Annotated in this window: 14 protein-coding genes and 1 tRNA gene; 2 read left to right on the forward strand and 13 right to left on the reverse strand. The window is 44.6% G+C overall.

Translation table 11 applies throughout. The features are described from left to right. Positions 1 to 22 precede the first annotated feature (22 nt). From HMPREF9193_RS09535 to HMPREF9193_RS09595, 13 genes are all read right to left on the reverse strand, one after another. The gene (locus tag HMPREF9193_RS09535; RefSeq protein WP_051306057.1) at positions 23 to 1,537 is read right to left on the reverse strand and encodes a MiaB/RimO family radical SAM methylthiotransferase; all 1,515 of its coding nucleotides are present in this window, start codon (positions 1,535 to 1,537) and stop codon (positions 23 to 25) included. 6 nt (positions 1,538 to 1,543) lie between these two features. Further along, on the reverse strand, positions 1,544 to 2,323 hold the full coding sequence (locus HMPREF9193_RS09540; protein WP_021687924.1) for a tetratricopeptide repeat protein: 780 nt from the start codon (positions 2,321 to 2,323) through the stop codon (positions 1,544 to 1,546). 12 nt (positions 2,324 to 2,335) lie between these two features. After that, a complete protein-coding gene (locus tag HMPREF9193_RS09545) occupies positions 2,336 to 2,698 on the reverse strand; it encodes a bactofilin family protein (protein ID WP_021687925.1) in 363 nt (120 codons plus the stop codon). Between the two features lie 55 nt (positions 2,699 to 2,753). Further along, positions 2,754 to 2,824, reverse strand: a tRNA-Gly gene (locus tag HMPREF9193_RS09550). A gap of 114 nt (positions 2,825 to 2,938) precedes the next feature. Continuing rightward, positions 2,939 to 3,427: a LysM peptidoglycan-binding domain-containing protein gene (locus HMPREF9193_RS10925; RefSeq protein ID WP_021687926.1), complete on the reverse strand. Its 489-nt coding sequence runs from the start codon at positions 3,425 to 3,427 to the stop codon at positions 2,939 to 2,941. Positions 3,428 to 3,490: 63 nt separating this feature from the next. Beyond that, on the reverse strand, positions 3,491 to 6,115 hold the full coding sequence (gene lon / locus HMPREF9193_RS09560) for an endopeptidase La (RefSeq protein WP_040848092.1): 2,625 nt from the start codon (positions 6,113 to 6,115) through the stop codon (positions 3,491 to 3,493). 66 nt (positions 6,116 to 6,181) lie between these two features. Further along, positions 6,182 to 8,617, reverse strand: coding sequence for an endonuclease MutS2 (locus HMPREF9193_RS09565; protein WP_021687928.1), 2,436 nt, complete (start codon positions 8,615 to 8,617; stop codon positions 6,182 to 6,184). A gap of 22 nt (positions 8,618 to 8,639) precedes the next feature. Further along, positions 8,640 to 9,602 carry a ribosome small subunit-dependent GTPase A gene (rsgA, locus tag HMPREF9193_RS09570; protein ID WP_021687929.1) on the reverse strand — a complete coding sequence of 321 codons (963 nt, stop codon included), beginning with the start codon at positions 9,600 to 9,602 and terminating at the stop codon, positions 8,640 to 8,642. 99 nt (positions 9,603 to 9,701) lie between these two features. Further along, positions 9,702 to 10,304: a response regulator gene (locus tag HMPREF9193_RS09575; RefSeq protein ID WP_021687930.1), complete on the reverse strand. Its 603-nt coding sequence runs from the start codon at positions 10,302 to 10,304 to the stop codon at positions 9,702 to 9,704. Between the two features lie 105 nt (positions 10,305 to 10,409). Next, positions 10,410 to 10,970 carry a regulatory protein RecX gene (locus HMPREF9193_RS09580; RefSeq protein ID WP_021687931.1) on the reverse strand — a complete coding sequence of 187 codons (561 nt, stop codon included), beginning with the start codon at positions 10,968 to 10,970 and terminating at the stop codon, positions 10,410 to 10,412. 41 nt (positions 10,971 to 11,011) lie between these two features. Beyond that, a complete protein-coding gene (gene rpsI, locus HMPREF9193_RS09585) occupies positions 11,012 to 11,404 on the reverse strand; it encodes a 30S ribosomal protein S9 (RefSeq protein WP_021687932.1) in 393 nt (130 codons plus the stop codon). A 12-nt stretch (positions 11,405 to 11,416) separates the two neighbouring features. Further along, a complete protein-coding gene (gene rplM, locus HMPREF9193_RS09590) occupies positions 11,417 to 11,845 on the reverse strand; it encodes a 50S ribosomal protein L13 (protein WP_040848095.1) in 429 nt (142 codons plus the stop codon). Positions 11,846 to 12,022: 177 nt separating this feature from the next. Continuing rightward, positions 12,023 to 12,259 carry a hypothetical protein gene (locus HMPREF9193_RS09595; protein WP_040848096.1) on the reverse strand — a complete coding sequence of 79 codons (237 nt, stop codon included), beginning with the start codon at positions 12,257 to 12,259 and terminating at the stop codon, positions 12,023 to 12,025. 243 nt (positions 12,260 to 12,502) lie between these two features. On the opposite strand from HMPREF9193_RS09595, the gene HMPREF9193_RS09600 reads away from it, so the two are divergent. Both HMPREF9193_RS09600 and HMPREF9193_RS09605 read left to right on the forward strand, forming a co-directional pair. After that, the gene (locus HMPREF9193_RS09600) at positions 12,503 to 13,645 is read left to right on the forward strand and encodes an ABC transporter ATP-binding protein (protein ID WP_021687935.1); all 1,143 of its coding nucleotides are present in this window, start codon (positions 12,503 to 12,505) and stop codon (positions 13,643 to 13,645) included. Next, complete coding sequence (locus HMPREF9193_RS09605) at positions 13,642 to 14,514, forward strand: ABC transporter permease (protein ID WP_021687936.1); 873 nt, start codon at positions 13,642 to 13,644, stop codon at positions 14,512 to 14,514. Before HMPREF9193_RS09600 ends, HMPREF9193_RS09605 begins: the two co-directional genes overlap by 4 nt. Positions 14,515 to 14,519: the final 5 nt, after the last annotated feature.

Raw genomic sequence — 14,519 nt, forward strand, 5'->3', positions numbered from 1 at the left:
TCGAAAGCGTCAACAAAAATTATTATCGGCAAAAAACGGCGTCGGCTTCGTACTCTTCGCCGCAAAGTCCTTTTTCGCACACGGCTTGTATACACACGGTAACTTCGCTTCCGCCGGCAGTAGAGTGGTCCCTGAGCACACCCTGCTTTTGCTCTATGCGCACATGCAAAAAATTTTCAGTAACGGCGCGCACATCGCCTTTTCGGTATTTTTCTACAACCGCTTTTACCTTTGTTCCGATACAGCTTTCTATATACGCGCGTTTTTGCGCCGCAGCCAAATCGGTTAAAAGGCGCACCCGTTTTTTAGCGGTTTCAGGCGAAACGGTATTTTTCATTTCAAAAGCTTTTGTTCCCGGTCGTGGCGAAAACGAAAACGCGTGCACCCACGAAAAAGCGCCGTTTTTGCACAGTTCAAAGGTTGCACTAAAATCTTCATCCGTTTCGCCGGGGAAACCGGCAATAATATCGCAAGCAATAAAAGGATTTTTTTTTGCACTCCGCAAACGGCGCAATGCATTCGTTACATCGTGTACAGTATAAGAGCGCCCCATAGCGGAAAGTATGCGGTCGCTTCCCGACTGAACGGAAAGATGAAAATGCGGGCGCACCCTGTCCTTTTTTAAAACCTCGCACAGTTCATCGGTTATACTTTGCGGGTGTAAACTTGAAAGTCTAAAAGACAGCGTTTCGGTGTGCTCCAAAAGAAAGGCAAGTAAACGGGCAATACCGAACACTTCTTTTTTACCCGAAGCGTGCTTTTTAGCAAACAAAGCGGAATTTTTACCGTCTGCCGCGGCGGCAAGCGTTTGAGGGGCGCTGTATTGACTTAAGTTTACGCCGGTCAGCACTACTTCGCGGTGTCCCGACTTTTCAAGCTGTAAAACGCGTTCTAAAATTTCATTTGGATCAAGCGACACGGATTGACCGCGCGCAAGGCAAATGCGGCAGTACGTACAGCGGCAATTGCAGCCGTCTTGAATTTTTAACGAGGGGCGCGAATGGCGCAAAAAGGTATCGGTTGCAAGCGTAAACACGGCAGGTTTTACCGAATTTTGATTTGAAGAAAATGCGCATAAATGGCGAAGATGCTCGGCAAGCGCTGCGCCGTTTTCACAAGGCATAGTTTCGCGCAAAAAGCGCGGAAGCACCGCCAACATATCTTTGTCGCGCCCGAGCAAAACGGCAATTCTATCGCTTATAGCCGACAATTCTTTAGCTTCAAGCTGTGCATAACAGCCGGTAACTAAAACAGCGGCAGCGGGGCACTTTTGCAAAAGCAAGCGTATAAGACGGCGGCATTTTTGTTCGGCTTTTGCCGTAACGGTACACGTGTTTACTACGCATAAAACGGTTCCGGTGTCGACAGGAGAAGCGGAATTAAAGGCGCCCATACGGCAATCAAAACCGCAGTCGGCAAAGGAGCGCGCTGCCGCTTCGCTTTCCATTTGATTTAATTTACAGCCGATTGTTTCAAAACGGACAACAAAACGTGTGTTTTCTGCTTTTGCCGTCCGCACTGCACGCGAAAAGCTCACCGAGCGTTATAAACGGGTACGCACGCGGTCTCGCCCGCGCAAAGCATCCGCTTGCCCTGCGTGCAATTGCAGCGCTTTTTCGTATGCCGCCAAAGAAAGCGTATAATTTCCCGCCATTTCGCGGGCGTACCCCAAACGTGTCCACCAATAGTCGTACAAGGGTTCAGTGCGGACGGCTTGAGAAAAGGCTATATCCGCGTGGTTGTACCGGGCAAGCCGTATGTAAATTTCACCCATAAAATAGTAAGCTTCACCTAAACGGCTGCCCTTTTCGCCGACTAAAGACACATATTCTTGAAAAAGAGAAAGCGCTTCTTGATTTTTTCCCAAATAGTATTTTGCTTCTCCGAGCACTTCAACGGCACGCTGATCGTATTTTGACAGTTTTCGGCTTTGCAATCCCCAATATTCGGCTTCACTGTATTGACGGTTACGGATTAAACTCCAGCACAACACAACGTAAGAATCCATATTCGACGGACGTTCGGCTATTTCTTTTTCGCATACGGCAATAGCTTCCGCATAGCGGCCCGCCGTGTACAATTTAAGTGCATCGGGCTTTTGTTTTGCCGCATTTTGCGTAAGCGTACTTTGTCCCTCTGCCGGAGAAGCAAGCCTGTTTTGCTCCCTGTTTTCAGAGGCTTGTTCGTTTTTTTGAATTTCTTCTTGTCTGTTTTCGTTTACGGAAAGCTGCGCGTTGTTTGCAGGGTCGGCATATTCTTGACAAACGGCAGTTAAAACACATAAAGATAAAGCGAGCGCACACACGCTGATTTTTTTATTCATACTTTTTCTCCGCTACGCTTTAAGCATCGTACAGCGTCCGGAAAAAACGCTGCCCGGCTCAAGCACTACTTTTTCAGAAGTAATATCGCCTAAAACGGAACCGCCTGCGCTTACAAATACCAACGCAGAAGCTTGGATATTGCCGGTAACTTTTCCGCGCACCAATACGCGTTGAGCGGTAATATCTGCTGTAACAACGGCTCCCGTATCTACAACCAAATCGCTCGTTGCCTGTATGGAACCGTTTAAAGTTCCTTTGATCATAAAAGGTTGTGCAAATCGAACCGTACCGGAAAAAGCGATGTCGCAAGCTAACACCGTATCGAAATCTTCTTCTTCCAAATCAAAAAAATCGGTATCTTTTACTTCAAACATCAAAATACTATACACCGAACGGCGCTTTCCAGTCAACACAAGTAAAGCGAACTAAAGCGGCTAATGGGAGTCGAACCCACCTATCAACCTTGGGAAGGTCGTGTAATACCGATATACGATAGCCGCACAAAGCGGAAGCACCTAAAAAACTTCAAAGCACCGAGCGCTGCGCCGCTCAAGTACCGAACTAAAAATATACCGGACAGCGTCGGCTTTTAAGTGCGTTCCTTTACGTGTACGTTAAAAAGTTTGCGCCAAACGGCGGATGCGTTTTACCAAAACAAACTTGTTTTTTGCTTCATAAATTCCTGCAACTTTGTCGAACGCTTTTTTAGCTTCGGCGCACAAAGCCGCATCCGATTTAAATTCATTAAAATCGGGAATTTTTAAAGCCGTGCCGACTTCAATTTCATCAGGGTGCGTTATAACGGAGTTCATAACCATAATAAAGGGGAAATAATATGCGTTATCTTTTCCGTAAAAACGTGCGCCGATTTCAGACAGCGTATCGCCGCGCCGGGTTGTGTAGTCGCTCACCGAAACGCTTTTCATTTTCGGTTCTTCTTTTACCGGTGCCGCTTTAGGCTCTGTTTTGGGCATTTCTTTGGGCTGTTCCGGTGTCGGTTCCGGCGGCGGCGCAGGACGCGGAGTTGAAGAACAAGCTGCAACCAGCACAAGGGCTGCTGCAAACACTGCCGGTACGGCGGTTTTTTTCAGTTTATTTAACATTTCATTATACCTCCAATATAACGTATAGTATGAGTGTAACAGACACAAATCAAACGGTCAATATTAAAACGCCAAATCGAATACTTGCTCTATACGGGTTACCGGATAAAACTGTATACCCTTTTTTACGTGTTCGGGAATTTCATCCAAATCGCGCATGTTTTGTTTCGGAATAATCACATGTTTTATACCGTTGCGCTTAGCGGCAACCGTTTTTTCTTTAAGACCGCCTATGGGAAGCACTTGTCCGGTTAAAGACAATTCACCGGTCATAGCAAGGTTTTTGCGTATAAGCTTTTCTTTAAAAAGCGACAGCAATACAACCGCCATGGTAATACCTGCCGAAGGACCGTCTTTAGGCGTTGCGCCTTCGGGAATGTGCAAGTGAACGGTATTTTTAGTAAAAAATTCGGCGTCTTTAATTTTATTTTTTATAACAAACGAACGCACCCAGCTCATTGCAATTGCCGCAGATTCTTTCATCACATCGCCCATTTGACCGGTTAAATTAAAGCCTTCTTTACCGGGCATACTGATAGCTTCCAAAAGCAGCGTATCGCCGCCCATACTGGTCCATGCAAGCCCAATAGCGGTTCCGGGACGGTCGGTTTTTTTGCGGTTGTCTTCGTCGGTAAACACGGGTTTACCCAAATAGGTTTGAATAAGCGCGGTGTCCGGATAAAGCGGCCGCGAAAGTAAAGCGTCCAGTTTTTTTTGCTTTTCTTTTTCCTTTTCGCTGATTATGCGCGATTGCACGCGTGTTTTTTCTTTTTTCTTTTTGCCGTTGTGCGCACTTGTAAGCACAGACATTTGCAGTACGCTTTTTTTTGCTTGAAGCGTTTCTTTTACTTTTTCAGCCGCATTTTTTTCCGCCGTTTTTTGTTCAGCTTCTTTTTTTTCGGCAGCAAGCCGCTCATCGAATTCTTTTTGAGACGCTTGTTTTAACTCATACACTTCATCCATAAGAGAAGCAATTTTCGGTTCTGCAAGCAATTCAGCGGCGTATTTGCGATGGATTTTATCCAAGTTTTTTTCAAAATTGCGCACACCGGCTTCGCGGGCATAGGAGTTTGCAATAAAAAGCAATTCTTTTTTTCCGTAGCGCACTTGGTTTTTTGATAAGCCGTTTTTAACAAGACTTTTCGGCACTAAAAAGTTTTTGGCGATTTCCGTTTTTTCCTGATCTATGTAGCCGGATAAATGAATGATTTCCGCACGGTCGCGTAAAGGTTCAGGAATACCGTCGAGCGAATTTGCCGTCAGCATAAACAGTACATTTGAAATATCAAAGGGCAAATCCAAATAGTGGTCGCGGAACGCTACGTTTTGTTCCGGATCCAGCACTTCAAGAAGCGCACTCGACGGATCTCCTTGATAACTTGAGCCCATTTTGTCGATTTCGTCTATAACAAAGACAGGCGCTTTGGTTTTAACGATTTTAAGACCTTGAATGATTTTTCCCGGCATAGCACCGATATACGTGCGCCGGTGCCCTTTTATTTCTGCTTCGTCGCGCATACCTCCGACTGAAAAGCGGAAAAAGGGTTTATTCATAGCCCGCGCGATGGAACGGCACACGCTCGTTTTACCCACACCCGGAGGACCGACCAGCAGTAAAATAGAACCTTTGCTGTCGTTTTTTAATTTGCGCACGGCAAGATATTCAACTATGCGTTTTTTTACATCTTCAAGCCCGTAGTGATCTTCGTCCAAAACGGCACGCGCTTGTTTCATCGCATAGTTTTCCGGCGCCGGCTCGTTCCACGGTAAATTAACGATTGTGTCCAAATAATTGCGTGTAACGATAAATTCAGCGGAATTGGAATCCATAAGCGAAAATTTTTCCAACTCTTCGTTTACGGTTTCGGCAACTTCTCCGGTAAAACCGAACTCTTCTATTTTTTCTCTGAATTTTTGATAGTCGGAACTTTTGGCATCCCCTATCATACCCAATTCTTCTTTTATGGACTTTAATTCTTCTTTAAGAAAATATTCGCGCTGACTTTTTTCTATGCGCTCATTTAATTCACTTTGAATCTTTTTTTGAATGCGCAACAGTTCTTGTTCTTTTTTTATAAAAACAAGAACTGTTTCCATTCTTTGGCGGACGTTTTGCATTTCCAAAACGCGCTGTTGATCGTTTTTATCGATGTTCAAAATAGATGCGATAAAGTCGGCGATTTTTCCGGGATGGTCAATGTTTACCATATTTAAGCGCATTTCTTCGGAAAAAAGCGGATTGTTTTCCGAGATTTCTTTCATTTCGCTGATTAACGCACGGGTAAGAGCTTTTACTTCAAATGTTTGATCTTCAATATCTTCAAGGTATTCAACGGCAACCGCCATAGGCGATTTTGCATTTAAAGTTTTACGGATACGGAAGCGTTTTATCGTCGAAATAAATACGTTTAAGCCTCCGTCGGGCAAATTAATTTTTTTGATAATGCGGGCTGCAGTTCCCACCGAATGTAAATCGGCAACGGTCGGATTTTCCGTTTCGTTTTTTAACATAACAATTCCGATAAGACCGTCTTCGGCATATGCGCTTTCTATTACCTTTGTATCCTCCGCAGAGTTAATCATAAAGGGGGTAAATATGCCCGGAAAAATAGGGCGTCCCGAAAGGGGCAGCAAACGCAGTTTATTCGACAGCGTTTGATCTGCAGGTACGATGGTTTGTTCTGCCATAAAAAAAGAACTCCTATTCTTTATAATATGCCCATTTTTTCGCGAAAAGGCAAACATTTTTTGTTTTTAAATAAAGCGCACGTACGTTTTACCGGTACCGCCGTCTTCAGGCGGAGCAAAGGCGAATTCAATATTTGCAGGATAGTTTTTTAAGCATTCGTGCACGCCTTGCTGCAGTACGCCGTTTCCTTTGCCGTGAATAACCGAAAATTCGTGCAAACCTTGAACAACGCATAAATCCAGCTGCTTTTCAAGCGCTTTAAGTGCTTCTTCCAAATGCATACCTAAAAGGCGCAGTTCAAAAACAGCGCGCGAAGTATCAGCCGCTTCGTGCGTAAAAGAAGCATTTGAACATGCCCGAGCCGCTGCCGGTGTTATGTCGCGTACTGCAGCCTGGCCCTGTATGCCGACAATCGATCCAATCCCGTGTGCACGCTCTTGTTGCACACGTAAATCTTTTTGTTTGCAAGCTATTTTTACCGAACCGGTTTGCACAAGGTACTCGCCTTTTTTTGCTTTTGCAACAATGACGCCGCGTATGTTTAAACCGGTACTGTACACATAATCGCCTATGTGCAATTCCGTCGCTTCGTCGGAATGTGCGGTATTTTTATGCCGTATACTTTTTTGCGCACTTTCCGTTTTTAAATGATGCGCCGTTTGTTTTTCGTTTTCTATAGTTTGTTCAAGTTCTTTAATAAAAGCTTTTACTTTAAGCGTTTTTTCACGATTGATTTCGCCTTCACGCAATATGCGCACCAGATTTTCCAGTTTTTTGCGGCTTTCCGCTAAAAAAACGCTTCCTTCTTTTGCCGATTTTTCGCGCAGTTCGGCTTCTTTTTGTATAAGATCAGCCTTTTTTTTATCAAAGTTTTTTTCTTTTTCGTATAGCTCTTTTTCTTTTTGCACGTACTGCGCGTAAAGCGTTTCGCATTCGGCGTGTTTTTCGTTTAAGCCGCGTATAAGAGCTGCTATATCGGCGCTGCCGTTTGCCATATACAAGCGGGCTTTATCGACTACCTTTTGCGGCAAGCCGTTTTTTTGCGCAATATCCAGTGCGTGGCTTTCGCCGGGTATTCCCATAAGCACGCGGTATGTCGGCTGTAAAGAGTGCTCGCAAAACTCAAGCGATGCGTTTACGCATTCGCGGTGCGTATACCCGTAGTTTTTTAAACTGCCGTGGTGTGTGCTGACAAGCACAAAAGCGCCCTTTTGTATAAAGGCATCCAAAACCGCCATGGCAACGGCAGCGCCCTCTTGCGCTTCGGTACCGCTTCCCAATTCGTCAAGCAAAAGCAAAGTGTTTTTATCAGCTTTTGTAAGCATTTCACCGATATTCTTCATCCGCGCACCAAAAGTCGAAAGCGATTTATCGATATTTTGCTCATCGCCGATATCGGCAAGCACGGAGGTAAAAAAAGGCAAGCGGGTTCCCTGCAAAGCGTTTACGGGCATACCGCTTTGATGAAGCAATACAAAAAGGGCAATCGTTTTAAGCGTTACGGTTTTTCCGCCGGTATTCGGTCCGGTTACAATAAGTACACGCGCACCTTGCGAAAATTCTACGTCTATCGGTACCGCATGTGTTCCCAACAGAGGATGACGCGCTTGCACAAGAGCGAGCGGACGGTTTTCCGCATCTTCGGCAAAAATGCATTTGTTTTCAACACCCCAAAGGGCACAAGCATAAGCACTGTCCAATTCCAGCATAAGCGGCAATGCATTTTCAAAATCCTTAACAAATTCCGCCAAAGAAGCGCACAAAGCTCCGATAATACGGCGGATTTCCTGCGCCAAACGGAATTCTTCTTGCACCAATTCGTTGTTTTTGCGCACCGCTTCTTCCGGTTCAATGTACACAGTGTGAGCAGTTTGCGATACTTCGTGTACTATGCCCCGTATTTTTGTTTTCCGTTCGGCTTTTACTGCCAAAACCTGTCTGCCGCTTCGCAGCACGGGAAGTTCCGATTGCAGCACGTCCTTAAAGCGGCTGTCAACCGTATAGTCTTTTATTACCCTTTCTATATCTTTGCGTATAGCGGCAATGAAATTGCGGATTTCTTTTATTTGCGGCAAATCTTTTATTTCGCCGAAAGTATCGATTACATTGAATATAAGATTTTGAGCACATAAAAGATCGGGCAAGCGTTTTGCGTATTCGCCCAGCATATCAGCATCCGTATACGTTTTTTTTATGTTATTGACGGAGCGGCAAAACATACCTAAAGCATACAGCTGCGATGTTTCCAATACGGCTCCCGGAATGCGAAGCGGAGAAAACAAATGCTTAACGGGCTGCCAGCTTTGCAGCACGTCTTTTTTATGCGATTGTATAACTTGCGTCCAACACAGGGCAAGCGCTTGCGCTGTACACATATCTTCTTTTCGGGTAAACGGAGTTACGCTTACAAAATAAGAGCGACCTTCTTCGCTTACGCACAAAGCCGACGCTTGCTCCCGTATGCGTTTATAATCCAACTGTTCCAGTGTTTTTTCGTTCATAAATTCGTATTGCACAAAGCGTTTAATCTGCCCAGTTTCCCGTTTTTAATTCTTCTTTTATACGCTGCCAGCTTTCGTACCGTCTGGAGCATATAGCGCCGTTTTGTACCGCTTGCCGTATTTTACAGCCTTCTTCTTGCGTATGCGTACACGACATACCGAACGCACAGCTTCCGACCAGATTTTTCATTTCTTTAAAATACAAAGCCAAATTTCCCTCTTCTATGCCGGATAAAACAAAACGGCGCACTCCGGGCGTATCGATAAACGACGCACACGCATTTTTTTTTCCGCCGGTAAAAGCGCTTTTTAAGCGAACGCGCAGTAAAGTACCTTTTACCGTAGTATGAGAGCCTTTTCCGTACTTTTCGGATAAAGCACCCGTTTTAAGAAAACAATCTTCGCTTAAAGCGTTAATTAAACTTGATTTTCCCACTCCCGATTGTCCGACAAAAACACAGCGTTTGTTTTCGGCTTCACGGGCAAGTTCCTTCAACCCCTCCCCCGTGAGTGCGGACACTTTAAGCGTTTTATAACCGACCGCTTCCCATTGCGCAAGACAGTCGTTTATATTTTCTTGTCCGCTTTCTTTTAAATCGCATTTATTGCACACAATCAGTACGCGCACGTCGTTCAATTCGGCTTGCGCAAGCACTCTATCGACAAAACGTGCACGAAAAGGCGGCTGTGCGGGGGTAATAACGCAAAACAAAAGATCTATATTTGATGCAAGAATTTGCGCACAGCGTCCTTTTACATTCCAGCGTACAAAACAGTTTTTGCGCGGAACAAGCGCGGTAATTTGTCCTTTGGAAGGGGTTAATTCATCCGCTTCTACGGCAAGCATATCGCCCGGACACAGAGGATTGTAAAAACTGCCGTCGGTTTTAAGCTTTTTTCCTTTTATCGAGCACGAACGGACAACACCGTCTTCACAATCTACGTCGAACACGTTATTCGAACCGCTTATCAAAATTCCGAGCATACTCAAGTGTGTACGATACGCACGCCAATGTCAAGAACAAAAAAAAGACAAAAGCGCGCGGCTTTTGTCTTTTTTTACACTTTCAGTTAAAAACCTAAGCTATGCTTTGTCAAAATAGGTGTGAATGATTTGTGCCAAATCTTTTAAATTCACCGGCTTTTGAAAAAATTCATTTGCACCCAGCTCTTTAACTTTTTTTTCAGTATCGCTTTCCTGTAAAGCGGTAACGACAAAAATGTAGGGGTTTTCAAATTCAGCCGATGTACGTATTTTTTTGCATAAATTAAAACCGTCCACTCCGGGCAAATCCAAATCGAGCACAACATAGCGCGGTTTTTTATCGGCTAAAAGCGTTCCCGCTTCAAACCCGTCAAACGCTTGATGTATCATTGCATCGGGAAATTCTTTTTCAAGAAATTGCGCAAGTACCGTATTCAAACCTTTATCATCATCTACAATTAAAAAGCTTTTACCTGCAGTAATTTTTTTGTCGGTTTCATGAAGTTCTTTAGGTAAACGCATACCGCGCTTTTTCATAAAATTTACAAGATCGTCGTGATATACTCGATACTGACCGCCGGGAGTACTGAAAGCGGTAAGATATCCGTTGCGAATCCAATTGATGGCAGTTTGATTGACAACTCCGCATACATTCGCAACTTCCAAAGCCGAATACACAATGGTTTTCTTTGATTTTTCCACTTTTATTCCCTCACTTATTTTTCGGTTTAGATTTTGTCAAGGCATTCTTTTAATTTAACATTTTTGTAATAAAAAATCAATATATTCGATATATTTTTTTTTCATTTATAATCCGAGTGCTTGGCGTATATGACGGTATTCAAAGCCGCTTCTCAGCAGAGCATCTTCCAGTTTTTTTCCGCTTTTGCCCAGCCGCCGCTGTTTTTCTGCAGCACGACTGCACAATTGTTCTACACTTACCGTTTGCAGCAAGTCGCACACGGCTTTTTCACATACGATACGGTTTACACCGCGCGCGCTCAATTCCGCCGTCAAACGCGACGGTCCTTCCGCTTTTTTAATAAGACGGTTGTGCAGCCACGCTTGAGCAAAGCGGAAATCATCCAGCAATTTTTCTTTTTCAAGACGGTCGAGCGCCTTTGCCGAAGCATCTTTTGCGTGCCCCTTTTTTGCCAGCTTAAGTTCAAGCATAAAACGGCTGTGTTCGCTGCGGTTTAAAAAGCTAAGCGCTTGGCGCTCGGCAGCAAAGGCAAAACCGGCTTGCACAATATCTTCGGTTTCTTCATCGGAAAAAAACGCGCCGCAGCACAGTTTTTCCGGTGCAACGGATACCAAATAATCCGTACGGATAAAAAAAGAAGGTCCGCCGGAAGCGGTTAATTCCATACAACCTCCGCAGCCTTCTTTTACTTCGCTTAACGTCAAAATTAACGTTTGCTGAACTGGAAGCGGCGGCGCGCCCCGCGTTGACCGTATTTTTTACGTTCAACCATGCGCGAATCGCGGGTAAGAAAGCCGTTCGCTTTTAAAGACGAATAATTTGACTGATCTATTTGCGTAAGCGCGCGTGCCAATCCGTGCAAACAAGCACCGGCTTGACCGTTCAAACCGCCGCCGAACACTTTAATCAGCACGTCATATTTATTTTCACTTGCCGTAACTGCAAGCGGCTGACTTGCAACTTTTATTTGATCGCTCGTAGCAAAGTATTTATCTATTTCTTTTCCGTTTACGGTAATTTTTCCGGAACCGTCGCGTATAAAAACGCGGGCAACGGAGGTTTTTCTTCTTCCTGTACCGATTGCAAGATTTTTTACCACGATAAACTCCTGTTATATTTCCAAATTCAAAGGATGCTGCGCCGCATGCGGATGTTCCGCTCCGGCATATACTTTTACATTGGTAAGCATTCTGCGTCCCAACGGCCCTTTAGGAAGCATACCTTTTATAGCCGTCATCAGCGGTTCTTCCGGATGGCGTTCTATGGTTTTTTCAAAGTTGCGCGCTTTCATACCGCCTACGTAGCCGCTGTGATGATAGTACATTTTGTCTTGCGCCTTTGCCCCCGAAACGGCAACTTTTTCGGCGTTTATAATAACGACAAAATCCCCCATCTCCTGATTGGGAGTATAGGTAACCTTATGTTTACCGCGCAAAACGGAAGCTGCTTTAACCGCAACTCGTCCGAGCGGTTTGTCTGCGGCATCGATAACATACCAGTTGCGTACCGCATCTTTTTCATTAACGTAAATCGTCTTCATGAATATTCCTAACAAAAAAAACTTAACGGCGGTACGCATCGGAATGCCGGCATACCGTCTCTTTTTTTTCCGCTTCGGGCGAGCAAACCCTCAGCACAAAAACGCAGATATACGGGAATCGTAGTATACCGTTTTTTTTAACGGACTGTCAAGACTGACAAGCACGGCTTTTGATTTTCAGCGCCCGGCTTTATCTTCTTGCAGTTTGGAAGCGGCTTCTTCTTTTTTTGCTTCGTTTTTATCTTTTATATCCGCAATACCGATAAACAGCGCAATAAGCCCCGTAAAAGCGGTAAAAAAAGGTAAAAAGCCTTTTAAAAACAAAACAATGTGCGCTGCCCAGCCCAAACCCGACGGAAGAGCTGCAAAAACGGTAAAAGCAATAAAAAGCAAACCGACAATGAGTGCAACCATTCGTATACCTCCATACAACACAGTTACCGCAATCAGTGTGCCATATTTTCTTTTTATGGTCAAGAAAAAATACGCGTACATTTACCTCACATCTTTCAATGTAAATCCGCCGGTTTGCCGCACACACACACCCCTACATACGCGCGCCGATACAACCGTTTACCTATTGACAATACCGTGTATTTTTTGCATTGTACAAAGTGCTCTATAATTTCCGGCTAAGCGAGGAGAACAAAAAAAACATTGAAGGGCAGCACAGTATCTATTAACGGCGTGTCGAAGGATTTCGGCAGTTTTCACGCGTTGGACAATGTCAATTTTACGATTAAAAAAGGCGAGTTTTTTTCGCTTTTGGGACCTTCCGGCTGCGGAAAAACCACACTGCTCAGGATTATTGCAGGCTTTGAGTTTCCCGACGACGGCACGGTTTTTTTTGACGACAAAAACGTAACCGAGCTGCCGCCGAACAAGCGCGGGTCAAATACGGTTTTTCAAAATTACGCTTTATTTCCTCACTTGTCGGTATATGATAACGTAGCGTTCCCCCTTAAACTGAAAAAGCTGAATAAATCGCTCATAGACGAGCGCGTTAAAGAATATTTACACATGGTGCAGCTCGATACGCACATGGACAAAAAACCGAACCAGCTTTCAGGCGGTCAGCGCCAAAGAGTTGCCATTGCACGCGCGCTTATAAACGAGCCGGACGTATTGCTTTTGGACGAACCGCTTTCGGCACTGGATGCAAAGCTGCGCTCCAATTTGCTGGTTGAATTGGACAAACTGCACGACAAAATCGGCATTACTTTTATTTACGTTACACACGACCAGTCCGAAGCCCTGTCCGTTTCCGACAGAATTGCGGTTATGAACCGCGGCAAAGTATTGCAAGTGGGCACACCCTTTGAAATTTACGAAAGCCCCGCTACCGAATTTGCCGCTCAATTTATAGGCGAAACGAATATTTTTACCGCACGTGTGGAAGAATGCAAAGACTGGCCCGTACCCGAAGGACGCGAAAGCGAATTTATGTGTACACTCGATATTCCCGAATTAACTTCTGCAATAAAAGTAACCGATTACGAGCGCACGGAAGTCGGCCAAAAAGTGTGTTTTACCGTACGTCCGGAAAAAATCCGCATTTCTTCCGAGCCGCCGCCTGCAAACAAACCGAATATCAATGTGTTTACCGGCATTGTAGAAGAACCGGTGTATTCGGGCTTTCAGTCCAAATTTTACGTGCGATTGGAAAACGGCACCGTTATAAAAGTGTTTAAACAGCATACCAATTATTTGGACGACGGTCCGGAAATCGCATGGAAAGACCGCGTGTATATTTCATGGAGCGCAAACGACGGCTATATCGTTGAGGATATAGAACAATGAAAAAACTGCCGGACGCAAAAAACAATATCGGCATGTGGTATGCATGGCCGATGGGCGTGTGGTTTACTGTTTTTTTTGCCGCCCCCATTGCCATAATTATTTTGTACAGTTTTTTAAAAAAAGGATTGTACGGCGGTGTGGTAAACCACGTTTCTTTTGCCGCGTACCGGCAAATCCTTAATCCCTCATACGCGCTCGTTTTGTTTAGAACGGTGTGGATTGCAAGCGTTTCCACCGTTATTACCATCGCACTTGCCCTGCCCTGTGCATACGCAATGGCAAAAAGCCGGCGGCAAACGCTGCTTTTGCTTTTGGTTATAGTACCCTTTTGGACAAACTCGCTTATCCGCATATTTGCGTGGATGTCTATTTTAGGCAACGACGGACTTTTAAATACGCTTTTGTATAAACTGCACATAAGCGGCGGCTACACTCAATTTTTATACAACAAAGGCGCCGTTATTTTAGTGTCGGTATACATGTATTTACCCTACGCTATTTTACCCGTTTTTACCGCAATCGACCGCTTTGATTTTTCGCTTTTGGAAGCAGCCCGCGACTTGGGTGCAACAAAACCCCAATCCATGCTCAAAGTGCTTATACCGAACGTAAAAAGCGGTATTGTAACGGCTTTTATATTTACGTTTATTCCCATATTCGGTGCATACACGGTACCGCTTTTAGTCGGCGGAAAAGATTCCTATATGATAGGAAACGTTATCGTCGACCAAATAAACAAAACCCGAAATTGGCCGCTTTCGGCGTCTTTTTCCATGATTATAACGGTGCTGAGCACTGCGGGCGTTTTATGGATGATGAGTTCCGGTAAAAAAGAAAACGCTTTAAAAAACAGTTTAAAAAAGGCGTAGCGTAA

It is taken from the genome of Treponema lecithinolyticum ATCC 700332 (assembly GCA_000468055.1).
In the GTDB taxonomy this organism is placed as follows: domain Bacteria; phylum Spirochaetota; class Spirochaetia; order Treponematales; family Treponemataceae; genus Treponema_C; species Treponema_C lecithinolyticum.

What these genes read in the sequence shown, in the direction of transcription:
- rplM (WP_040848095.1), bottom strand. Translation starts at nt 11,845, where the DNA reads ATGAAGACGATTTACGTTAATGAAAAAGATGCGGTACGCAACTGGTAT.
- lon (WP_040848092.1), bottom strand. Translation starts at nt 6,115, where the DNA reads ATGGCAGAACAAACCATCGTACCTGCAGATCAAACGCTGTCGAATAAA.
- HMPREF9193_RS10925 (WP_021687926.1), bottom strand. Translation starts at nt 3,427, where the DNA reads ATGTTAAATAAACTGAAAAAAACCGCCGTACCGGCAGTGTTTGCAGCA.
- HMPREF9193_RS09605 (WP_021687936.1), top strand. Translation starts at nt 13,642, where the DNA reads ATGAAAAAACTGCCGGACGCAAAAAACAATATCGGCATGTGGTATGCA.
- HMPREF9193_RS09595 (WP_040848096.1), bottom strand. Translation starts at nt 12,259, where the DNA reads ATGGTTGCACTCATTGTCGGTTTGCTTTTTATTGCTTTTACCGTTTTT.
- HMPREF9193_RS09545 (WP_021687925.1), bottom strand. Translation starts at nt 2,698, where the DNA reads ATGTTTGAAGTAAAAGATACCGATTTTTTTGATTTGGAAGAAGAAGAT.
- HMPREF9193_RS09540 (WP_021687924.1), bottom strand. Translation starts at nt 2,323, where the DNA reads ATGAATAAAAAAATCAGCGTGTGTGCGCTCGCTTTATCTTTATGTGTT.
- rsgA (WP_021687929.1), bottom strand. Translation starts at nt 9,602, where the DNA reads ATGCTCGGAATTTTGATAAGCGGTTCGAATAACGTGTTCGACGTAGAT.
- HMPREF9193_RS09565 (WP_021687928.1), bottom strand. Translation starts at nt 8,617, where the DNA reads ATGAACGAAAAAACACTGGAACAGTTGGATTATAAACGCATACGGGAG.
- HMPREF9193_RS09580 (WP_021687931.1), bottom strand. Translation starts at nt 10,970, where the DNA reads ATGGAATTAACCGCTTCCGGCGGACCTTCTTTTTTTATCCGTACGGAT.